Annotated in this window: 21 protein-coding genes; 13 read left to right on the top strand and 8 right to left on the bottom strand. The window is 71.9% G+C overall.

The features are described 5' to 3' along the window. Positions 1–15: 15 nt before the first annotated feature. Entirely contained in the window at positions 16–900 is an 885-nt protein-coding gene (locus tag HNR70_RS08980) for a hypothetical protein (RefSeq protein WP_184325344.1), read from the bottom strand. 157 nt (positions 901–1,057) lie between these two features. Between HNR70_RS08980 and HNR70_RS08975 the strand changes: the two genes are divergently transcribed. From HNR70_RS08975 to HNR70_RS08960, 4 genes are read left to right on the top strand one after another with little or no spacing between them, the layout of a single operon-like run. Beyond that, entirely contained in the window at positions 1,058–1,762 is a 705-nt protein-coding gene (locus HNR70_RS08975) for a GntR family transcriptional regulator (protein WP_184325343.1), read from the top strand. After that, on the top strand, positions 1,755–2,906 hold the full coding sequence (gene solA / locus HNR70_RS08970; RefSeq protein WP_184325342.1) for an N-methyl-L-tryptophan oxidase: 1,152 nt from the start codon (positions 1,755–1,757) through the stop codon (positions 2,904–2,906). The genes HNR70_RS08975 and solA overlap by 8 nt, the downstream gene beginning before the upstream one ends. Next, on the top strand, positions 2,903–4,330 hold the full coding sequence (locus HNR70_RS08965) for a sodium:solute symporter family protein (RefSeq protein WP_184325341.1): 1,428 nt from the start codon (positions 2,903–2,905) through the stop codon (positions 4,328–4,330). Before solA ends, HNR70_RS08965 begins: the two co-directional genes overlap by 4 nt. Before the next feature lie 22 nt (positions 4,331–4,352). Continuing rightward, the gene (locus HNR70_RS08960) at positions 4,353–6,113 is read left to right on the top strand and encodes an FAD/NAD(P)-binding protein (protein ID WP_184325340.1); all 1,761 of its coding nucleotides are present in this window, start codon (positions 4,353–4,355) and stop codon (positions 6,111–6,113) included. 24 nt (positions 6,114–6,137) lie between these two features. Here HNR70_RS08960 and HNR70_RS08955 read toward each other — a convergent pair whose 3' ends face one another. After that, positions 6,138–6,992, bottom strand: coding sequence for a hypothetical protein (locus HNR70_RS08955; protein ID WP_184325339.1), 855 nt, complete (start codon positions 6,990–6,992; stop codon positions 6,138–6,140). Positions 6,993–7,145: 153 nt separating this feature from the next. Between HNR70_RS08955 and dapE the strand changes: the two genes are divergently transcribed. The 4 genes from dapE (at position 7,146) to HNR70_RS08935 (ending at position 9,559) form a co-directional block, all read left to right on the top strand. Continuing rightward, positions 7,146–8,249: a succinyl-diaminopimelate desuccinylase gene (dapE, locus tag HNR70_RS08950; RefSeq protein WP_184325338.1), complete on the top strand. Its 1,104-nt coding sequence runs from the start codon at positions 7,146–7,148 to the stop codon at positions 8,247–8,249. A 77-nt stretch (positions 8,250–8,326) separates the two neighbouring features. After that, a complete protein-coding gene (locus HNR70_RS08945; protein WP_184325337.1) occupies positions 8,327–9,142 on the top strand; it encodes an LOG family protein in 816 nt (271 codons plus the stop codon). Then, on the top strand, positions 9,139–9,312 hold the full coding sequence (locus tag HNR70_RS08940) for a hypothetical protein (protein ID WP_184325336.1): 174 nt from the start codon (positions 9,139–9,141) through the stop codon (positions 9,310–9,312). The genes HNR70_RS08945 and HNR70_RS08940 overlap by 4 nt, the downstream gene beginning before the upstream one ends. Before the next feature lie 79 nt (positions 9,313–9,391). After that, on the top strand, positions 9,392–9,559 hold the full coding sequence (locus HNR70_RS08935) for a DUF3117 domain-containing protein (protein ID WP_010551467.1): 168 nt from the start codon (positions 9,392–9,394) through the stop codon (positions 9,557–9,559). A gap of 142 nt (positions 9,560–9,701) precedes the next feature. On the opposite strand, the gene HNR70_RS08930 is transcribed toward HNR70_RS08935, so the two are convergent. Further along, a complete protein-coding gene (locus HNR70_RS08930) occupies positions 9,702–10,364 on the bottom strand; it encodes an O-methyltransferase (protein WP_184325335.1) in 663 nt (220 codons plus the stop codon). 165 nt (positions 10,365–10,529) lie between these two features. Here HNR70_RS08930 and HNR70_RS08925 point away from each other — a divergent pair, with 165 nt between their 5' ends. Beyond that, the gene (locus HNR70_RS08925) at positions 10,530–10,952 is read left to right on the top strand and encodes a twin-arginine translocase TatA/TatE family subunit (RefSeq protein ID WP_184325334.1); all 423 of its coding nucleotides are present in this window, start codon (positions 10,530–10,532) and stop codon (positions 10,950–10,952) included. Between the two features lie 360 nt (positions 10,953–11,312). Further along, a complete protein-coding gene (locus HNR70_RS08920) occupies positions 11,313–12,548 on the top strand; it encodes a cytochrome P450 (protein ID WP_184325333.1) in 1,236 nt (411 codons plus the stop codon). A 38-nt stretch (positions 12,549–12,586) separates the two neighbouring features. Here the strand turns inward: HNR70_RS08920 and HNR70_RS08915 are convergent, their stop codons facing one another. Next, a complete protein-coding gene (locus tag HNR70_RS08915) occupies positions 12,587–12,733 on the bottom strand; it encodes a hypothetical protein (RefSeq protein WP_512698834.1) in 147 nt (48 codons plus the stop codon). On the opposite strand from HNR70_RS08915, the gene HNR70_RS08910 reads away from it, so the two are divergent. The 3 genes from HNR70_RS08910 to HNR70_RS08900 are packed head-to-tail and all read left to right on the top strand — an operon-like array spanning position 12,714 to position 14,818. Further along, on the top strand, positions 12,714–13,220 hold the full coding sequence (locus tag HNR70_RS08910) for a 5-methylcytosine-specific restriction endonuclease subunit McrB (RefSeq protein ID WP_184325332.1): 507 nt from the start codon (positions 12,714–12,716) through the stop codon (positions 13,218–13,220). The genes HNR70_RS08915 and HNR70_RS08910 overlap by 20 nt on opposite strands. Position 13,221: 1 nt before the next feature. Then, positions 13,222–14,331 (top strand): 5-methylcytosine restriction system specificity protein McrC, encoded by a 1,110-nt coding sequence (locus HNR70_RS08905; protein ID WP_184325331.1) that lies wholly within the window; start codon positions 13,222–13,224, stop codon positions 14,329–14,331. Positions 14,332–14,368: 37 nt separating this feature from the next. Next, positions 14,369–14,818 carry a hypothetical protein gene (locus tag HNR70_RS08900; protein ID WP_184325330.1) on the top strand — a complete coding sequence of 150 codons (450 nt, stop codon included), beginning with the start codon at positions 14,369–14,371 and terminating at the stop codon, positions 14,816–14,818. Here the strand turns inward: HNR70_RS08900 and HNR70_RS08895 are convergent. The 4 genes from HNR70_RS08895 to HNR70_RS08880 are packed head-to-tail and all read right to left on the bottom strand — an operon-like array spanning position 14,805 to position 19,658. Beyond that, positions 14,805–15,995, bottom strand: a complete 1,191-nt coding sequence (locus HNR70_RS08895; RefSeq protein ID WP_376768819.1) for an Mrp/NBP35 family ATP-binding protein — start codon at positions 15,993–15,995, stop codon at positions 14,805–14,807. The two genes, HNR70_RS08900 and HNR70_RS08895, sit on opposite strands and share 14 nt — an antisense overlap. Continuing rightward, on the bottom strand, positions 15,992–16,786 hold the full coding sequence (locus tag HNR70_RS15875) for a DUF1003 domain-containing protein (RefSeq protein ID WP_246375189.1): 795 nt from the start codon (positions 16,784–16,786) through the stop codon (positions 15,992–15,994). Before HNR70_RS15875 ends, HNR70_RS08895 begins: the two co-directional genes overlap by 4 nt. A 2-nt stretch (positions 16,787–16,788) precedes the next feature. Next, entirely contained in the window at positions 16,789–18,117 is a 1,329-nt protein-coding gene (locus HNR70_RS08885; protein WP_312857620.1) for a magnesium transporter MgtE N-terminal domain-containing protein, read from the bottom strand. Further along, complete coding sequence (locus HNR70_RS08880) at positions 18,114–19,658, bottom strand: aminopeptidase P family protein (RefSeq protein WP_184325329.1); 1,545 nt, start codon at positions 19,656–19,658, stop codon at positions 18,114–18,116. Before HNR70_RS08880 ends, HNR70_RS08885 begins: the two co-directional genes overlap by 4 nt. Positions 19,659–19,667 lie beyond the last annotated feature (9 nt).

Here is a 19,667-nt window from a genome sequence, read left to right as displayed (position 1 = left end):
GGGCGTGCCCGGCGCTCAGTCCTCGAGACCCGACTCCGGGCCGATCCACTCGATCGCCCGCGCCCGGCGCACCACGCGCTCGACCCGTCGGCCGTTCAGGTGCACGAGCACCACCGCGGTGACCAGGCATACCACCCCGCCGATCAGGAACACCGGGGCAAGGTCTGTGGCGATCACCTCGATGCGCACCATGAGCGAGATGAGCAGGATCGCCGAGCCCGCCACGATCGAGATGATCCCGAGCCCCAGCAGCAGCGCCGGGCCGAGCGAGCGCACGATCGCGGGACCGGCCGAGTCGCTCTGCAGGGGGCGGCGCACGGGCAATCCGCGACCCAGCTGGCCCGGGCGCGACACGGCCCAGTCCAGCAGCATCCGGTCGCGGCGGCTAGTGGCGAGCATGCCCACCGCGGCAGCGAGCAGCGCCGCGACCAGCAGGGTCGCCAGCAGCGGTCCCGCGTCCTGCGGGATCGAGCGGTCGGACGTGCGGAAGGTCGACGCCACCGTCAGCGCGAAGCAAGCGGCCGCCACCAGCAGCAGCACCGCCTCCACGATCCGCAGCGGCACCTGCCGGGCCGCGCGCTCGGCCGCCGCGACCGAGTCCGCCTCGTCGGCGACGGGGTCGGTGCCCTCCTCGAGCACCACGCGGCGCTCGTCGGCCAGGCGCTGGGCGAACTCGTCCACCTGATGGCCCGCGCGCAGCGTCGGCGCGTACCGCTCACGCTGCGCGGTGGTGAGCCAGGCGGTGAGCACGAGCGCGTCGGCCTCCGCCCGCTCCTCGGGCAGCAGGTCCGCGTTGACGATCGCGCGGATCCGGGCGGCCTGGCGGCCGAAGCGCAGGCCCGCGGGGCCCGCCCCGTCCCGGTGGGGGAGGTGACGCGGCGGCGGCAGCGGTGTCGACATGCGCACATGGTCCCAGACGGCGGGGCCGGGCGGGGTGTGCGGGGCGGGGGAGATCGAATCCCGGGGCGCGGCTTCTTGTCCGGTTTCGTTATCACTTTTCGATAAAGGATCGGTCCGATGGCTCAACGTCATGACATTTGGTGGTGTGATGCACGCCATGGCAGCGAAGAAGCACGAGCAGATCCGTGAGTGGATCCAGGACGAGATCCGTCAGGGCCACTACGTGGAGGGCGATCAGCTGCCCACCGAGCAGGCCCTCATGGCGCAGTTCGGGGTCAGTCGGGCGCCCGTGCAGCAGGCCATGCGGGCCCTTGAGCTCAACGGGGTCGTGGTTCGCAGGCCGGGCGCCGGCACCTTCGTCTCCGTGTGGGGCCTGCGCACCGACGTGCGCAGCGCGCTCGCCGGGGAGCAGGAGCAACCGGCCGAGCACACCTCCTACCGCGTCCTCGCGACTCGCACCACGAGCGCCGCGGCCCTGGAGTGGACGGCCACGGTGTTCGGCCCGCAGCATCCGGTCGCCGTCCTCACCCGGCTCAAGGTCCACACGACCGGCCGTCCCATCGCCCTGGAGCAGGCCGTGATCAGCCTCGTCCACGTCCCGGAGATCCTCGATCAGGACCTCGAGACGCTCTCCACGCAGGACCACTTCACCCGCATAGGGCTGTCGGTGAGGACCCTGACCAACCACCTGTCCGCGCAGCTCCTGAACCCCGGGGATGCCGCGCACCTGGAGATCGACCCCACCGTCCCTGTCATCCGCCAGCACCGCACCGTGATCGGCGCGGGCGACGTCCCGTACGAGACGGCCTACTTCCACATGCATCCCACCAACCAACTCATGGAGATCACCCGACATGTCTGAGCGCAGTACATCCCGCGTCGCCGTCATCGGCGCCGGGATCATCGGCACCATGACCGCCTGGCAGCTCGCCGCGCGCGGCCATCAGGTCACCGTCTATGACCAGTGGAACGTCCCCAACGACCGTGGCGCCTCGGCGGGGGAGTCCCGCATCTTCCGCACCGCCTACAAGGAGGGCGGTGACTACATCCCGCTGCTGCGCGCCTCCCTCGAGAAGTGGGACGAGCTGGAGCAGTCCTCCGGCCGGAAGGTCCTGGACATGTGCGGCGGCCTCACCCTCGGCCGCCCCGACCACCCCGACGTCGAGACCGTGATCGGCACCGCCGTCGACCACGACCTCGAGCACCGCATCCTCGACGCCACCGAGATGGCCCGCGAGTACCCCCAGTTCGCCCTCGACCCCGACGAGATCGGCGTGTTCGACCCCGCTTCGGGCATCTTCCGGCCCGAGCTCGCTGTCATTGCCGCGCGCGACGAGTCCGTGCGCCATGGCGCCGAGTACCGCCCCTACACCCCGGTGCTCAACATCCGCCCCCTCGCCGAGCGGATCATGGTCGACACCGCGGACGACGCTGTCGCGTACGACAAGGTCGTCGTCGCCACCGGACCCTGGGCGCACAGGTTGGCCGGGGTCACCCGCCAGCAGGTCCACCCCGCGCGACTGGTCGCCGGCTGGTTCGCGGCGGAGGACGTGCCGCTGCACAGCCCGGACCGCATGCCCATCTCCATCCGCCGCCACGATGAGGCGGGCTTCTCCTGCTTCCCCGCCGTCGACGGCGTCGCGGTGAAGATCCTCCCGCACCACCTTCCCTGGCTGCCGCTCGATGAGCCCGAGGACCTCCCTCGCCTCATCGAGCCCGAGTTCGTGCGCGCCATCGAGCGCGCCGTCGAGCGACTCCTGCCGGGCCTGGACCCCTCGGCGCTGCGCGTGTCGAGCTGGATCGAGGGCGTCAGCCCCGACGGTGCCCCGCTCATGGGTCCCTCGTCGCTCGACCCCCGCATCACGCTGGCCGTGGGCATGTCCGGGCAGGGCTTCAAGCTGGCCCCCATGCTCGGCTCCATCGCCGCGGACTACGTCACCGACGGCGCCAGCGCCGACACCATCGATCTGTTCGACGTCGCGCGCCTGCAGGGCGGTGCCGCATGAACGTCAACATCGGCACCACCGTCCTGATCGCGATCTTCGCCTTCATCATCCTGGCCATCGGCGCCGGGATCTCCTTCTACATCGGCAAGAAGCAGAACACCGACGAGGACTGGATGGTCGGCGGGCGCAAGCTCCCGCTCTACGTCATCGCCTTCACCCAGTACGCGACCGCCGTCGGCGGCGGCGTTCTCGTCGCCCACGTCGGCATCTCCTACGCCTGGGGCCTGTCGGTCTTCTGGTACGAGCTGTTCGTCGCGATCGGCATGCTCGCCATCGCCGCCTTCGCCGGCCGGCTCCACAAGGCCAAGTTCTCCACGATCCCCGAGATCATCGGGCGCAGCTTCGGGAACAGCAAGCTCCTGCTGCTGCTCGCCGCGATCGCCGTGATCGTGGTGCCCTTCGGCTGGCTCGCCACCCAGTTCGTCGCCTTCGCGGGCCTGTTCTCCGAGGTCACCGGCATCCCGCAGACTCCGCTGATCCTCGCCATGGCACTGATCAGCCTGGTGGTCGTCCTCCCCGGCGGCCTCGCCTCGGTCGCTTGGTCGGACTTCTTGTTCGGCGTGTTCATGATCGTGATCTCGGTCGTCATCGGCGCCTACGCGATCCACACGGCCGGCGGGTTCGGCCAGATCGCCGCGAACGTGCCTTCGGACATCATCTCCATCCCTGAGGGCTTCGGCGCGGCGGGCGCGATGACCATCCTGCTGTGGGCCTTCTCGATCCTGCCCGGTACCCTCACCAACCAGATGTACTACCAGCGCATCTTCGCGGCACGCACCGCGAAGGAGGCCCGCGTGGGCATCTACTTCAGCGCCGCGATGATCATCTTCGCCGGCTTCTACGCCCTGGCCATCGGCCTCGCCGTCCGCTCCATGAACCCGAATCTCGGCGTGGACGGGCGCGAGGGCGCGGCCGGCTGGTTCCTCACCCTGCTGCCGCCGTGGCTGCTGGCTCTGTACGGCGCGTTCCTCATGGCCACCATCGTGTCCACCACCGGCTCCGCCCTGCAGTCCGTCGTCGCGAACATGGTCTTCGACCTGCGCCGCAACTTCATGTCCGAGCAGCGCCAGGCGAAGATCTCCATGGTGAGCGTCTCCCGCTGGGCAACGGTCATCGTGACCCTCGCCGCCGCAGCCCTCGCGATCGTGTTCCCGCGGGCGCTGGACTGGCTGGTGGCGACCTACGCCTACTCGGCCTCGATCCTCGCCGTCCCGCTGATCGCCGCGATGCTTCGCCGCAAGTCCGCCCCGGCCCCCGCCGCGGTGGCGCTCAGCTCGATGATCGCGGGTCTCGTCGGCTGCGCCGGCGCGCACCTGATCGGCACACCGATCCCGTACGCGATCTTCGGAATCCTCGCCAGCATCCTCGGCTACGTGGTCGCCCTGATCGTCGTGCGGCAGAAGGAGCCTGTCACGGTGGCCTGACCCGCCGCGCCATACTGGGAGGATGACCCACGCCGCCGACCCCGTCCGCACCGTCGTCGTCATCGGGGCCGGGCCCCGGGGCACCGCGATCGTGGAGCGGCTGGTGGCGGCCTCCCGCACCGCGGCGTGGGACGGCGCGCTCACGGTGCACCTCGTCGACCCGCAGGTCGGGCTCGGCGGGGCGGTGTGGCGGCATGACCAGCCGGACGTGCTGCTGATGAACACCACCACCTGCCAGACCACGATGTACCCGGACGAGTCGTGCCACGCGACCCTGCCGGTGCCGCGCACCGAGACCCTCGCCGACCACCTGGCCGGCGAGGGTCTCGGCCCGTCCGACTACGCCTCCCGCGCCGCCCACGGCCGCTACCTCGCCCACGTGCTCGAGAGCGCGATGGCCGACGCGGACCCGGCCCGGCTGCGGATCGTGCTGCACCCCGCCGAGGCGGTGGACGTGACGGGTCCGGCCGACGGGCCCCAGCGGGTCCGGCTCTCCGACGGGCGCGTGCTGCGGGCCGACGCGGTCGCGCTCGCCCTCGGGCACCTCGCCACCGCGCTCAGCCCCCGCTCCCAGCAGCTGGCCGACGCGGCCGAGCGCCACGGTCTCGTCCACCTCGGCCCCGCCAACCCGCTCGAGGTCGACTACGCCTCGCTCCTGGGGCGCGAGGCCGTGGCCGTGCAGGGGATGGGCCTGAACTTCTACGACGCGGTGGGGATGCTGACCACCGTCGCGGGCGGCCGCTTCGAGCCCGACCCCTCGGCACCCTCGGGGCTGCGGTACGTGCGCGGCGGCGGGGAGCCGCTGCTCGTGGTCGGCTCCCGCTCCGGGATGGTCTACCGCCCCAAGCCCGACCTCCCCATCGAGCAGCTGCGCCCCTACCCGCTCGAGGTGCTCACCAGCGAGCGCGTGCTCGAGCTGGCCGTGCGCTCGGCGGGCGTGGACCACGAGAAGGAGGTCATGCCGCTGCTGCTGGCCGAGCTGCGCCGCGCCCTGCGCGCCGCCGGCCACGCGGACATGGCCACCGACGAGGCGCTGATCCGCTTGCTGTTCCCCTTCGGCCGGCGCGGCGGGGAGAGCCAGGACGCCCACCGCCGCACCCGCGACGTGCTGCGCGGCGCGCTCGAGGCCGCCACCGCCCCCGACCCCGCCTGGGTGCTCGCCTTCCGTGTGCTCATCGCGCTGCGCATCCAGGTCAACCGCCTCACCGACCTCGGCGCGTACACCACCGAGTCGGTGCGCCGGGACATCGACGGCCACCTTCGCAACGCCTTCGCCTCCTGGGCCTCCGGACCGCCCGTGCTGCGGGCCCGGCAGGTGCTCGCCCTCGAGGAGGCGGGGCTCGTGCGCTTCGTCGGCCCCCGCATGCACATCGACATCGACGAGGAGGCCGGCCGCTACGCCGTCCACGGCGGTGAGGGTCTCGTGGCCCACTGCGACGGGGTGCTCGAGGCGCACCTGCCGGGCGTGGACCTGACCGCCTACCGCAGCGCGCTGCTGGGCGCCTGGCGGGAGCGCGGCGAGGTGCAGAAGGACCACTGGGCCTCCCGCGGCTCCCGGCACCGCATGCTCACCGGCTCCATCGCCGTGGACGGCCTGTACGCCCCGATCGGCGCGGACGGCACCGTCTACGAGCGGCGCCTCATGGTGGGCGTTCCCGTCTCCACCGCTCAGCCCGGCTCCGCGATCACCGCCGAGCCCGGCACCTCCCCGCAGCTGCTGCGCCACGCCGAGGCGGTCGCGGTGCGCCTGGCCCGGGCCGGAGGCGCGCTGGCCGGGGAGTGAGGTCGGCCGGCAGAGCCGGCCTGCTCATCGGGGCGCGTCCTGTCCGTCCTCCCCGCCGTCTTCGACGTTCCCGTCCTCACCGTCCGGGTCGTCTTCGTCCTCATCGCTCAGCGACGTCGGCAGCCATTCCAGGGCGGAGGCGAGGGCCTGATCCCGTCGGCCGGCCCGTCGGCGCGCGAGAAGGAGAGCGAGCGTGCCCAGGAGCACGACCCCGCCGACCACGAGGGTCACCGCGCTCCCGCCGTCCAGCACGAGCCCGACCCCGATTGCCGTCACGAGGAGCCCGAGGGTCGCCCCGAGCACGACGGGCAGGCCGAGGCGTCCGTCGGAGCCGGTGGCGGGGATGCCGGCGACGGGCAGTCCGCGCGCGAACTGCCCGGGGCGATCGCTCGCCCAGTCCACGAGCGCCTCGCGCGCCGACGCGAGGGAGCGCCGTCCGGCGAGGGACTGCACACCGAGGAGGAAGGTGGCGACCACCAGCGCGATCGCCCCGACACCGAGCAGGATGTCCGAGCTCAGCAGCAGACCGAGCCCGCCCGCGACGAGGAACACGGTGCCGATGGCGATGACCCCGCACTCCGCTCCCTGCGTGATGCTGTCCCAGCGGCGGTGGGTGGCATGGGTCTCCAGGACCGCGAGCGCGGAGGCGTACTCCTCCTCGCTCGGCTCCGGCCCTGCCTGCAGCACCGCGAGCCGCTCCTCGGCGAGCCGGTCCGCGGCGATCGTGCGGTCCGCTGTGCCGGCGGCGCGTCGGCGCTGCTCCTCGGTGAGCGTGGCGGCGAGTGTCTCGCCGTCGCGGCGCGCCCGTGCGGTCGGATCGTCCTCGTGCGGCATGGTCATCGTGTCGTCGTCCTGGTCCTCGTGCTCGTGCGTGGGCATGATCTGGGCTCGAACGGTCCGGGGCTCGCATGGTCCGGGGGTCGCCCCGGTCCTCGCGCAGAGGCCTGCGCCGCCCCGGAGGTCCTGACGATCCTGCCATGCCCCGTCGGCCGGTTCCCGCACCGCCCGCCCCGTCGTGGCACGATGGCGGGCATGACCTCCCACGCTGCGCCCGCCCTGGACCCGTCGGCCGACATCGTCGACCTCACCGCCGCGATCGTCGACATCGAATCGGTCTCCGGGAACGAGAGGGCGCTCGCGGACGCGGTCGAGCAGACCCTGCGCGCGCACGCCCCGCACCTGGAGGTGCTGCGCGACGGCGACACCGTCATCGCCCGCACCGCGCGCGGCCTGGACCGCCGGGTGCTGCTCGCCGGCCACCTCGACACCGTCCCCGTCGCCGACAACCTCCCCTCCTCCCGCCGCACCCACGAGGGCCGCGAGGAGCTCGTGGGCCGCGGCACCTGTGACATGAAGGGCGGGGTCGCCGTGCTGCTCAAGCTCGCCGTCGAGGCCGACGCCGCCCCCATGGACCTCACCTGGATCTTCTACGACCACGAGGAGGTCGCCGCGGCGGACAACTCCCTCACCCGCCTCGCCGCCGAGCGGCCCGAGCTGCTCGAGGCCGACTTCGCGATCCTCGGCGAGCCCACCTCCGCCGGGGTCGAGGGCGGTTGCAAGGGCACCATGAAGCTCGAGGTCACCGCCCGCGGCATCGCCGCCCACTCCGCCCGCGACTGGGTGGGGGACAACGCGATCCACCACCTCGCCCCGGTGCTCGAGCGCCTTTCCGCCTACGAGGCGCGCCGCGCCGTGATCGACGGGCTCGAGTACCGCGAGTGCTTCAACGCCGTCGCGATCTCCGGCGGCATCGCCGGCAACGTGATCCCCGACCGCGCGAGCGCCACCCTGAACTACCGCTTCGCCCCGGACACCACCGAGGCGCAGGCCGAGGCGCACGTGCGCGAGGTGCTCGCGGGCCTCGACCTCGAGATCGAGGTGACCGACTCCGCGCCCGGCGCACTGCCGGGCCTGGACACCCCCGCTGCCCGCGAGTTCCTCGCCGCGCTCGGGGACGAGGTCACCGTCGCCGCGAAGCAGGGCTGGACCGACGTGGCCCGCTTCTCCGCGCTCGGCACCCCGGCGGTGAACTTCGGCCCCGGCGACCCGCTGCTCGCCCACACCGACGACGAGCACGTGCCGCTCGCGGACCTGCGGACCGCGCTCGAAGGGCTGCGCCGCTTCCTCACCGCCTGAGCCGGGGGAGCGCCCGCGAAGGCTGCGATCACCGGTGTTCACCTGAGCCGTCACCCGGGGCCGTTACGATCTGCCCCATGACGCCAGAGGAACGCGAGCACCACCGCAAGGGACCTGTCACGCTGCGCGGGGCCCTCCGCCCCGACCGCACCACAGACCAGCGCCTCCTGGAGGGGGCCGGCACCGGCGCGTGGGTGCACTCGGACCCGTGGCGGGTGCTGCGCATCCAGTCGGAGTTCGTCGAGGGCTTCGGGGCCCTGGCCGAGCTCGGCCCGGCCATCTCCATCTTCGGCTCCGCCCGCCTGCCCGAGACCGACCCCGACTACCAGTGCGCCCGCGAGATCGCCGCCGGCATCGCCCGCGCCGGGTACGCGGTGATCACCGGCGGCGGCCCGGGGATCATGGAGGCCGGCAACCGCGGCGCCCAGGAGGCCGGCGGCGTGTCCGTGGGCCTCGGCATCGAGCTGCCGCACGAGCAGGGCATGAACCCCTACGTCGACCTCGGCGTCGACTTCCGCTACTTCTTCGCCCGCAAGACCATGTTCGTGAAGTACTCCAGCGGCTTCGTGGTCATGCCCGGCGGCTTCGGCACCTTCGACGAGCTGTTCGAGGCGCTGTGCCTCATGCAGACCCACAAGATCGACCTGTTCCCCGTGATCCTCGTGGGCCGCGACTACTGGCAGGGGCTGCTGGACTGGATGCGCTCCGCCGCCGTGGCGCGCGGCATGGTCAACGCCTCCGACCTCGACCTGGTCCGCGTCGTGGACAGCGCCGAGGAGGCCCTCGCCGCGCTGCGCGAGGCGATGCGCAGCGAGGAGGCCGAGGAGCAGGCGGCCGACGGCGCGGCGCTCGGCGTGGGCGCGGCCGACGAGGAGACGGCCCTGCGTCCATGAGCGCCGTCTCGCCGATGGTGGTCCTGCTGCTGCTCGCCGCGCTCGTCGTGGCGGTGGCGATGGTGGGGGTCGCGACCGGCCGGTTCGGCGCCGGGATCGGACTGCCCGAGAGGCCCCGTCGGCCCCGCCGACGCGCCCGGCGTGCCAGCAGGTCCCGGGACCTGAGATAATGGACACCGCACGCGCGCTGTCCGAGGCCCCGTCCGGGGGAGCCACTCAGGGGCAGCGACACCATCAAGGAGGCATTCCATGGCTGCTATGAAGCCGCGCACCGGGGACGGTCCGCTCGAGGTCGTGGAGGAGGGGCGCAGCATCATCATGCGGGTCCCGCTCGAGGGGGGCGGCCGCCTGGTCGTCGAGATCGCCGCTTCGGAGGCCGTGGAGCTGCGAGACGCCCTCGAGGGCGTCATCAAGTAGCACCCGCTTCGTCGCCGCTCCGGCCCCGCACCCGCCAAGGGTGCGGGGCCGGAGGCATGCCCGGGAGCTGGGGAGTGGTGTGCAGGCCGGCCATGCTCAGCCCGGCGCCGCGTTCAGAGCTGTGTTGTGTCGAGGTGCGCGTTCAGGACCGAGCGGGGCGGAGCACCGCGGCGAGCACCCCGTCGCCGCTGCCGGTGAGGGCGGGCACGAGGTCGTCGGCGTCGGAGACGGCGCGCAGCAGCGCCCGCACGGCCTGCGTGGTCGCATCGCGCGCGGTCGGGTCCGCGACGCGGTCGTGGAAGAGGGCGTGGGGGATGACCAGCACGCCGCCCGGGCGCAGCAGGCGCCGCGCGTGCTCGAGCAGGTCCAGGGCGTGGGGGTCGTGGGCCGGGAAGCTCACCAGGTCGTAGGCGTGGTCGGTGAGTCGGCCGACGACGTCGCGGGGCCGGCCGGCGATGGTCCGCACGCGCGGCGCGCGGATCCGCGCCTCGGCGAAGGCCTCGCGGGCGGCGCGCTGGTTCTCGACCTCGGGGTCGATGGTGGTCAGCACCCCGTCCGGGTGCATGCCGGCCAGGAGGTACAGGGAACCGACGCCGCTGCCGGTGCCGATCTCCACCGCGGAGCGTGCCTGCACGGCCGCGGCGAGCACCCGCATGAGCGCCCCGGCACCGGGCAGCACCGGCGTCGCGCCGAGCTCGCTACCGCGCTCGCGCGCCCGGGCGAGGACGCCGTCGTCCGCGAAGAGGGTCGACTCGTCGACGAACTCCTCGCCGTGGGCCCAGCCGGCCACCTTTCCCGACGACATCTCCACGTCCTTCCCGCGCACCGGTGTGATCGGGCCGATCCTACGGCAGGGCCCGCCTGCGCCGGGCCGCTCCCGGAGGACCCACAGCAGTCTGTGAGCCGCCGCACGGGGCCGCGATGCAATAATGGGCCCGCATCAGCGGACCTCGAGACGTACAGGTGGACAATGGGCGGCACCGGATTCATGGGCCTCGGTGGGTGGGAGGTCGTCGTCCTGCTCATCGTGTTCCTGGTGGTCGTGGGCCCGCAGCGGCTCCCGGAGGTCACCCGGCAGCTCATGCAGTGGGTGCGCCAGGCGCGGCGCTGGGTGGACGAGTCCCGCAGCACCGTCGAGGACGAGATGGGCATCGCCATCGAGGACCTCAAGAAGTACGACCCGCGCCAGTACGACCCCCGCCGCATCATCCGCGAGGCCTGGGGCGAGACCGATCTCGACGAGCTCCTGCCCAGCAAGGAGTCCATGTCGATCGCCGCCGGTGCCGGCGCCGCAGGCACCGCCGCCGCGGCCAAGGGCACCAAGAAGCGCTCCGGCTCCTCCGCGAAGAACGACGGCCCGAAGCGCGCCCCGTTCGACGACGAGGCCACCTGAGCCCTCGGCTCGCAGGTAGGACCTGTTCCTGCCGTTGCACACCTCACCGGAGGCGTCCCCACGGGGGCGCCTCCTTCGCGTTCCCGGGGCGGGTTGAGCGGTGGGGAGCCGACCTCGGCGCGGAATTCAGGGGCGCTATGGCGATTACTGTCGGGCTTCTGTCGATGCTTCTTAGCGGGCTGCTTCCGCGGGGTGATGCCGACGAGCTCTGGTCGCTGAAGTTCCGTTAGCCGATCGTGCACAGGGACGACTCCACGCTGGGGCAAGACCTCCCATGTCCGTGCCCGAGCAACCGCCGCGAGTGTCCATTACCAGCGAGACCTTCCCGCTGTCCCGACAGCAGAATGACAAGATGGATACATGACCGAACACGTGCCGACCGACGAAATCACAGCTAGCACGCGCCCGAGCAGCGACCGCGCCGCAGCACCGCAGCCGGCCACGGATCCCATCCCGCCAGACTGGAACCCGCGGGGCCCGCGGGTCCGTCGCGACCCGGTGGCCGCCTACGACGAGATGCGGTCGCGCTGTCCGGTCGCCCGTGGCGCAAGCGGCGCATGGACGCTGTTCTCGCACGCCGACGTCACCGCTGCCGCCCTCGACCACCAGACCTTCGCCAATGCGGTCTCCCGCCACCTCCAGGTCCCCAACGGCCTCGACGGTTCCATGCACACCGCCTTCCGCGCCCTCGTGGACCGTTACTTCACACGGGAGCGGATGACCGCTCTCGAACCCTCGGTGCAAGGCGTCGCAGCCGGTGTGATGAGGCAGGTCGAGATCCCCGGGCCGGTCGACGCCGTCGAGCTCGGCGCCCGTTTCGCGGTGCGGGCGCAGAGCGCCTGGCTGGGGTGGCCCGCGGACCTCGAGGACGACCTGCTGCGGTGGATGGCGGACAACCATGCCGCCACGCGTTCGCGGGACCGTGCGCGCACCGCGGAGGTCGCCCAGCGGTTCGACTCCATCATCCGGTCGCTGACCGACGCTCGCCGCGGGGCCGGCGACGACGCGCCTGACGACGTCACCACCGAGCTCGTGCGTGACCACGTCGACGGCCGCGAGCTCACCGATGAGGAGATCGTCTCGATCCTGCGCAACTGGACGGGCGGCGACCTGGGCTCGATGGCGCTGTGTGCCGGGGTGGTGCTCACCTACCTCGCCGACCACCCCGACCTGCAGGCCCGGCTGCGCTCCGAGGTCTCCGACCGAGAGTTCAACGCGATCCTCGACGAGATCCTGCGGATCGATGACCCGTTCGTGGCCAACCGCCGCATCACCACCGAACCCGTCACGGTCGGTGGGCGCGCGTTCGCGGCCGGGGACCGGGTCTTCCTGAACTGGGTCTCCGCGAACCGTGACCCGCAAATGTTCGCTGAGCCGGAGGCGTTCGACCCGGACGGCAACGCCCCATACAACCTGGTCTGGGGGATCGGGAAGCACGTGTGTCCCGGACGCCCGCTGGCGACCCTGGAGCTGCGGGCCCTGACCCGCGCCGTCCTCGACGCGACGGCCGCGATCGAGCCCGATCCCGGTCGCCCGCGGGACCGTGAGCTGCCACCCGTCGGCGGCTTCGCCACGGCCCCGCTGCGCCTGCGGTGACGCCCCCGGTCGGCCGCGGCTGAATCGCCCCGGGTTTGTTAGAGGCTCGCAAGTGCCGTGTCGGCGGGTGCCGGTGCGGGGTGGTTGTGATGGTAGGTGTCCTCGAGCTCGACGGGCGGGATCATGCCGATCTCGCCGTGAAGTCGCCGGTGATTGAACCAGTCGATGTATTCCGCGGTCGCGATCTCGAGGTCGTCGATGTTCTTCCAGGGCCCGCGGTTCGAGCTGACTTACAAGCACGACGCCGAGGAGCGGTTCCATCTACCGGAGAACCTCTACGTCATCGGCACGATGAACACCGCCGACCGCTCCCTCGCGCTGGTCGACTTCGCGCTGCGCCGGCGCTTCGCGTTCTTCGAGCTCGATCCCCGCTTCAACGACGCCTGGAAGAAGCACCTGAGCGACAAGTTCCGCACCGCTCCGGCGTCGCACATCGACGAGCTCGCCCGCCGCATCGCTGCGATGAACGACCAGATCGCGGCCGACCCGAGCCTTGGGGCATCGTTCCGGATCGGCCACTCGTACTTCACTCCCGAGACCGAAGTCAGCGAGCTTGACCCCTGGCATCGAGCGGTGGTGGAGACGTCCGTGGCTCCGCAGCTGCGCGAGTACTGGCATGACCGACCCGAGACCGTCGATCTCATCGTTGAGCAACTGCTCGCGGAGCTCTGAGGTGTTCGTCGCCGGCGAGGGATCCACTCGCATTGACGTGCGCAGCGTGTGGTTCCTGCTGCTCTACGCATCGGACCTGCTCGAAAAGCTCACCGGTGAGGACCGGGAGCGTCTGCTGCGAGGCGAACGCGACAACGACCTGCTCGACGCGCTGGCAGACGTCCTCGCCGCCCGCGTCGACCGCCGGATCCGGACCATGCTCGCACGCAGCTACCGGCGCCGGATCGAGCCGCTGACGCGGGTGCGCGGACGCATCGACCATCTCGGGACCGCCCGCGGCCATCTGATGAAGTCCGGACGCATCCTGTGCCGCTACGACGAGCAGACCGTCGATCTGCCGCGATACCGATCGATGCTGGTCACACTGCGCCGCGCAGCGCGGCGTGCAATCTCCGCAGACGTACGCCGGCGCTGCCTGACCACGGCGCAGATGCTCGAGCGCTCCGGCGTCACGCCCGTGGACCCGACCGCTGCCCAACTGTCCATGGAGCAGTTCGGGCACTTCGACGCCGAGGACAGGACGCTCCTGGCGCTCAGCGCGCTGGTGCGAGACATGTGCGCGCCCGAGCATGCCCCAGGTGACAGTGAGCTGCCGAAGATCCTGCGGAGCGAGGGCGCGCTGCGGAGGCTCTTCGAGCGGGCCGTCCGCGGCTTTTACCACCATCATCTTGGGCCACGGGGGTACACCGTGAAGTCCGAGAGCCGCGCTTGGCCAGCGACCGGCGAGCCCACGGATCTCGCCTTCCTGCCCCGGCTTAACGCCGACGTCGTCGTACGCGGCCACGGCGTGCAGGTCGTCATCGAGTGCAAGTTCGCGCCGATCTTCACCCAGCACGAAAGCAAAACGATGATCAACCCAGATCACGTGCGCCAGCTGATCTCCTACGCCTCGGTGTTTCGCGGCGCGTTCGCGGGAGAAACGCGGGCACTCCTGCTGGGAGCTCTCGTCGACGGCTCCCGGGGCCGCGACCTCGACTTCACGATCGACGGGACTGCGTACTCAGTGCGACAGATCGATCTGTCCGCCAGTCCCACAGAGATCCGGGAGGCACTGACGGAATTCCTACAGCTCGGGACGAGCGTGGGCGCAGCGCCTACGGGGCTGGGGTAGTTGGCGTGGCCAAGTGATAATGAGACGGCGGTGACAGGTGGTCGAACGAGACGATACGCAAGGAGAGAATAGACTCGCGTGGCCTAAACTTGTTAAGAGGGTAGCCAAAAACCTCCTCTCGCTCTTCGGCGCACTTGTTCTCATTGACTTCACCGGACTGTCGGATATTCGAATTTTTGCACCCATAGAGCCACCGTGGATCACCAAGCAATCGGCACAGAAGTCCACACCCAGCGAGCCTGCGAATCCGGCCACGCCCACCCAAACGATCGAGGCACTTAAGGCGGGTGTCCCCAAGGCCAGCAATGAGAGCACGGTAACCGTGACATGGAACGGCGTGGGCGACTCCGTTGTTGTCAATTGGGACCCGTACGAGTATCCAGAACTTTACTGGCGCTACATGGAGGCGCAGCTCGCATACGCGCGAGCGTCGCCGTATTCCGCCCGTGAATGCACGCGCGACCGCCGCCGGGTCAGCGGCGGCTGACGGACAGGGGCAGCTTCATCCCGCCGAGCCCGCGCGGAGTGTGCACGAGGCTCCGGGCCACGTCCCGCAGCGCGGCGGCGGTGGGGGAGTCGGGGTCGGAGACCACCAGCGGCACGCCCTTGTCCGCGCCCTCGCGCAGTGCGGGGTCCAGGCCGATCCGGCCGAGCACCGGCACCTCGGAGTCCACGGCGTCCGCGAGGGTGGCCGCGACGCGGTCGCCGCCGCCGCTGCCGAACACGTCCATGACGCTGCCGTCGGGGAGGGTGAGCCCGGCCATGTTCTCCACGACCCCGGCGATCTGCTGCTCGGTGGAGGCGGCGAGGGAGCCGACGCGCTCGGCGACCGAGGCGGCGGACTGCTGCGGAGTGGTGACCACGACCATCCGCGCGCCGGGCAGGAGCTGCGCCACGGAGATCGCGACGTCGCCGGTGCCGGGCGGCAGGTCCAGCAGCAGCACGTCGAGGTCGCCCCAGAACACGTCGGAGGCGAACTGCTCGATGGCGCGATGCATCTTGGGACCGCGCCACACCACGGCCTGCCCCTTGGGCACGAACATGCCGATGCTCATGACCTTCACGCCATGGGCCTGAGGGGGCATGAGCAGGTCGGAGACCTTCGTGGGCTGCTCGGAGATCCCGAACATGCCCGGCATCGAGAAGCCGTGGATGTCCGCGTCGATGACGCCCACGCGCATCCCGTCGGCCGCCATCGCGGCGGCGAGGTTCGCCGTCACGGTCGACTTGCCGACCCCGCCCTTGCCCGAGGAGATCGCGAAGATCCGAGTGAGGGAGCCGGGCTGGTTGAAGGGGATCTGACGGCGGCCCTGGCGCAGGCGGGCGGTGAGCTCGCGGCGCTGCTCCTCGGTCATCGCGGAGGTGGTGACCTCGACGCGGGACAGGCCCGGCACGGTCGCGGCGGCCTCGGCGGTGTCGCGCTCGATCCGGTCCCGCATGGGGCAGCCCTCGATGGTGACCAGCACCTGCACCCGGGCGGTGCCTTCGGCGTCCACGCTCACCGAGTCGACCATCCCCAGCTCCGTGATGGGGCGGTGGATCTCGGGGTCGATCACCCCCGCGAGGGCCTCGTGGATGCGGGCGACGCGCTCGTCACCGTCTGCCGGAGCCGTGCCCGGCGGGGCGGCGTCGGCCTGGGTGGGGGACGGGTCCGACGGGGTCACTGCGGGTCCTGCTCCTTCACGTGGTGATGCTCGGTGGGGTGAGGCTCGGTGTGCTGCTCGGAACGGATGCCCTCGGCGGGGCCGCGGCGCTCGCGACGGTCCAGCGCCGCCTCGACCTCCTCGCGCAGCAGCGCGCGCAATGCCTCGACCTCGAGCGACGGGGCGGGTGCCTGCTGGGACCCCTGCGCCTCCTGCGCCTCGCGGGCCTGGGCACCGCGCGAGGAGGAGGGCAGGGACAGGGACTCCGACCCGCCCGCCTGCGCAGCCTCCAGCTGCGCGGCCTCCGCCTGCGCGGCCTCCGCGTCCTGCTGCCGGGCCTCCTCGAGGTCCTCGAGCAGGTCCCGCAGCTCGCCGCGCACGAAGTCGCGCGTGGCGACGTCGTTCAGGGCCAGGCGCAGCGAGGCGATCTCGCGGGTGATGAAGTCGGTGGTGGCGTGGTTGCGCTCGTTGGACTGGCGGTCCTGCTCGTTCTGCACGCGGTCGCGGTCGTCCTGCCGGTTCTGCGCGAGCAGCAGCAGCGGCGCGGCGTATGAGGCCTGCAGCGACAGGATCAGGGTCAGCAGGGTGAAGTTCAGCGCGCGGGGGTCGAACTGGGCCGACTCCGGGGCCAGCGAGTTCCACGTCAGCCAGATCGCGCAGAACAGGGTCATGCCCACCAGGAAGGCGGGCGTGCCCATCATGCGCGCGAAGCCCTCGGCGGCGCGGCCGAAGGCGTCTCCGCTGAAGGGGTTGCGCAGCCGGCCGCGGCGGGGCGCCGGGTCGTCGAGGGCGTCGGGCTTCTGCTCCGCCATGCTCAGCCCTCCTCCGCCGCGTCACGGGCCGTGGCCCGGGCGATCTCGGACAGGTCGATCTGCCCGGTGGTGGGCCGGGGCTCGTCCTGCTCGCGCCAGTCGTCGGGCAGCACGTGGTCGAGCACGTCGTCGACCGTGACCGCGCCGAGCAGACGCCCGTCCTCGTCGATCACGGGGATGGAGACGAGGTTGTAGGTCGCCATCTCGCGGGTCACGGTGGACAGCGGGGCCGACGGGGGCACGGCGACCTTGTCCTGGTCGATGATCTCGCCGACGGCGCGGTCGGGCCGCTCCCGCAGCAGCTGCTGGAAGTGGACGATGCCCAGCAGGCGCCCGGTCGGGGTCTCCAGCGGCGAGCGGCACACGTGCACGGTCGAGGCGAGCGCGGCGTGCACGGCCTCGCGGCTGATCATCGCCAGGCAGTGCGCCACCGGCGTCTCCGGGGCGACGATCAGCGGCTCGGTGGTCATCATACCGCCGGCGGTGTACTCGTCGTAGGCGAGCAGGCGGCGGACGTCCTCGGCTTCCTCGGGCTCCATGAGGTCCAGCAGCTCGGAGGCCACGGCCTCGGGCAGCTCCTGGACGAGGTCCGCGGCGTCGTCGGGGTCCATCGCGTCCAGGATGTCCGCGGCGCGCTTGGCGTCCAGTCCCGTGACCACCTCGACGCGGATGTCCTCGGGCAGCTCCTCGAGCACGTCGGCGAGGCGCTCGTCGGCCAGCTCCCCGGCCAGCTCGATGCGCCGCTTGGTCTCCAGCTCCTGGATGATCTCGGCGAGGTCGGCGGGGTTGAGGTCCTGGTAGGAGGCGGCCAGCAGGTGCGCGGACTGCTCCGCCTGCGTGCCGTACAGGCCGTTGACCTGGTACAGCTCCACGGTGAGGGTCTCCCCGCGGGAGACGAGCCGGCTGAGCGAGCCGCCGCCGCGGCGACGGCGCAGGTGCAGGCGCGAGACCATCCAGTCGCGGTGGCGGTTCTGGTCCAGGGCGATGTCCAGCACCGTCGCCTCGCCGCTGCCGTCGGTGAGGGTCACCACGCGGTCCAGCAGGTCGCCGATCACCAGCAGCTCGCCGCGGCGCTTCTCGAAGCGGCGCACGTTCAGCACGCCGGTGGAGATGACCTGGCCCGGGGAGATGGAGGTGACGCGAGTGATCGGCAGGAACACGCGGCGCTTGGCGGAGACCTCGACCACGAACCCGACCGCGCGGGCGCTGGTGCGGGTCTGGGGGACGACGACCACGTCCCGCACCGTCGCCACCGCGTCCCCGATCGGGTCGAAGACGGTGGTGCCGGCGAGGCGGGCCGCGTAGAAGCGGGGCTGGGCGGTGCTGCTCACTGCCGCAGCCCGGCCATCCAGGCCTCGACGTCCTCGGCGCGGCGCGGGGCGGCCGCGGAGAGGTTCTCGACCCCGTCCTCGGTGACGAGCACGTCGTCCTCGATGCGCACGCCGATGCCGCGCAGCTCCTCGGGCACCAGCAGATCGTTCTCCTTGAAGTACAGGCCCGGCTCGATGGTGAACACCATCCCGGGCACGAGCTCCGCGTCGAGGTACATCTCGCGGCGCGCCTGGGCGCAGTCGTGCACGTCCATGCCGAGGTGGTGGCTGGTGCCGTGGGGCATCCAGCGGCGGTGCCACTGGCCCTCGGGGGCGAGGGACTCCTCGGCGGTGCCGGGCAGCAGCCCCCACTCCTCGAGGCGGCGGGCGAGCACCTCCATCGCGGCGGTGTGCAGGTCGCGGAACCTCAGCCCCGGGCGGGCGACGGCGAAGGCGGCCTCGGAGGCTTCGAGCACGGCGTCGTAGACGCGGCGCTGGACCTCGCTGAAGGTGCCGCCGACGGGCAGGGTGCGGGTGACGTCCGCAGTGTAGAGCGAGTCGATCTCGACGCCCGCATCGATGAGCACGAGCTCGTCGCCCCGGACGGTCCCGTCGTTGCGGGTCCAGTGCAGGGTGCAGGCGTGGTCGCCGGCGGCGGCGATCGTGTCGTAGCCGACGCCGTTGCCGTCGGCCCGCGCGGTCGCGGCGAAGACGCCCTCGATGACCCGCTCGCCGCGGGGGTGGCCGACGGCCTCGGGCAGGTGGCGGATGACGTCCTCGAAGCCGCGCAGGGTCGCGGCGACGGCCTCGCGCATCTGGCGGACCTCGTACTCGTCCTTGACCAGGCGCGCCTCGCTCGCGGCCTCCTTCAGGGCGGCCTGCTCCGCGGCGGCGGCGTCCCCGTCCGGCAGGCCGTTCTGCGCGCGGATCTCCTCCACCATCGCCTCGACGCCGGCGTCCACGCCGGGCATGACGGTCAGGGACAGCTGGGCGCCGACGTCCTTGGCGAGGTGGTCGCGCAGCTCGTCGATGTGGCGCACCTCGATGCCGATCCGCTGGGCGGCCTCGGTGACGGTGGGGCGCCGGCCCACCCACATCTCGCCGTAGCGGGAGTCGGCGTAGAACTCGGAGGTGTCGAAGCCGGCGCGGGGGCGGAAGAAGTAGGTCGCGACGGCTGCGCGGGGATCGTCGGCCGACGGCTCCACCACGAGCACGCTGTCGGGCTCCTCGTCCGTCCCGAGCCCCGAGTAGTACGCGAAGGCGGTGTCGGGGCGGAAGGGGTAGTCGGTGTCGTTGGAGCGGACCTTCAGCACGCCGGCGGGGAGCACGAGCCGGGTCGCGGGCAGTCGGCGCACGAGGGCGTCGCGGCGCGCGGGGGTGAAGTCCGCGGACTCGCGGCGCTCGGCGTCGGGGACGGTCTCGTCCCAGCCGGAGGAGATGAACTCGCGGAAGGCGGCGTTGTTCGGACGCTGCGAGCGGGAATCCCCCCGGAAGGCGAGGTCCTTCATCCGCTCGCCGCTGGTGGTGGCTTCGGTGCTGGTCTCGGTGTTCTCGGTGCTCACTCCACGAGT

The sequence above is a fragment of the Brachybacterium aquaticum genome, from assembly GCF_014204755.1.
Taxonomy (GTDB): domain Bacteria; phylum Actinomycetota; class Actinomycetes; order Actinomycetales; family Dermabacteraceae; genus Brachybacterium; species Brachybacterium aquaticum.
The sequence above is the reverse complement of the archived record's forward strand: the minus strand, read 5'-3'. Positions and strand labels throughout refer to the sequence as shown.

Bases quoted from the DNA above. Each gene is read 5' to 3' on its own strand.
- HNR70_RS08975 (WP_184325343.1), top strand. From the start codon at position 1,058: ATGGCAGCGAAGAAGCACGAGCAGATCCGTGAGTGGATCCAGGACGAG.
- HNR70_RS08935 (WP_010551467.1), top strand. From the start codon at position 9,392: ATGGCTGCTATGAAGCCGCGCACCGGGGACGGTCCGCTCGAGGTCGTG.
- HNR70_RS08965 (WP_184325341.1), top strand. From the start codon at position 2,903: ATGAACGTCAACATCGGCACCACCGTCCTGATCGCGATCTTCGCCTTC.
- HNR70_RS08945 (WP_184325337.1), top strand. From the start codon at position 8,327: ATGACGCCAGAGGAACGCGAGCACCACCGCAAGGGACCTGTCACGCTG.
- HNR70_RS08980 (WP_184325344.1), bottom strand. From the start codon at position 900: ATGTCGACACCGCTGCCGCCGCCGCGTCACCTCCCCCACCGGGACGGG.
- HNR70_RS08960 (WP_184325340.1), top strand. From the start codon at position 4,353: ATGACCCACGCCGCCGACCCCGTCCGCACCGTCGTCGTCATCGGGGCC.
- HNR70_RS08940 (WP_184325336.1), top strand. From the start codon at position 9,139: ATGAGCGCCGTCTCGCCGATGGTGGTCCTGCTGCTGCTCGCCGCGCTC.
- HNR70_RS08955 (WP_184325339.1), bottom strand. From the start codon at position 6,992: ATGCCCACGCACGAGCACGAGGACCAGGACGACGACACGATGACCATG.
- HNR70_RS08910 (WP_184325332.1), top strand. From the start codon at position 12,714: ATGTATTCCGCGGTCGCGATCTCGAGGTCGTCGATGTTCTTCCAGGGC.
- HNR70_RS15875 (WP_246375189.1), bottom strand. From the start codon at position 16,786: ATGGCGGAGCAGAAGCCCGACGCCCTCGACGACCCGGCGCCCCGCCGC.
- HNR70_RS08925 (WP_184325334.1), top strand. From the start codon at position 10,530: ATGGGCGGCACCGGATTCATGGGCCTCGGTGGGTGGGAGGTCGTCGTC.
- HNR70_RS08930 (WP_184325335.1), bottom strand. From the start codon at position 10,364: ATGTCGTCGGGAAAGGTGGCCGGCTGGGCCCACGGCGAGGAGTTCGTC.
- solA (WP_184325342.1), top strand. From the start codon at position 1,755: ATGTCTGAGCGCAGTACATCCCGCGTCGCCGTCATCGGCGCCGGGATC.
- dapE (WP_184325338.1), top strand. From the start codon at position 7,146: ATGACCTCCCACGCTGCGCCCGCCCTGGACCCGTCGGCCGACATCGTC.
- HNR70_RS08920 (WP_184325333.1), top strand. From the start codon at position 11,313: ATGACCGAACACGTGCCGACCGACGAAATCACAGCTAGCACGCGCCCG.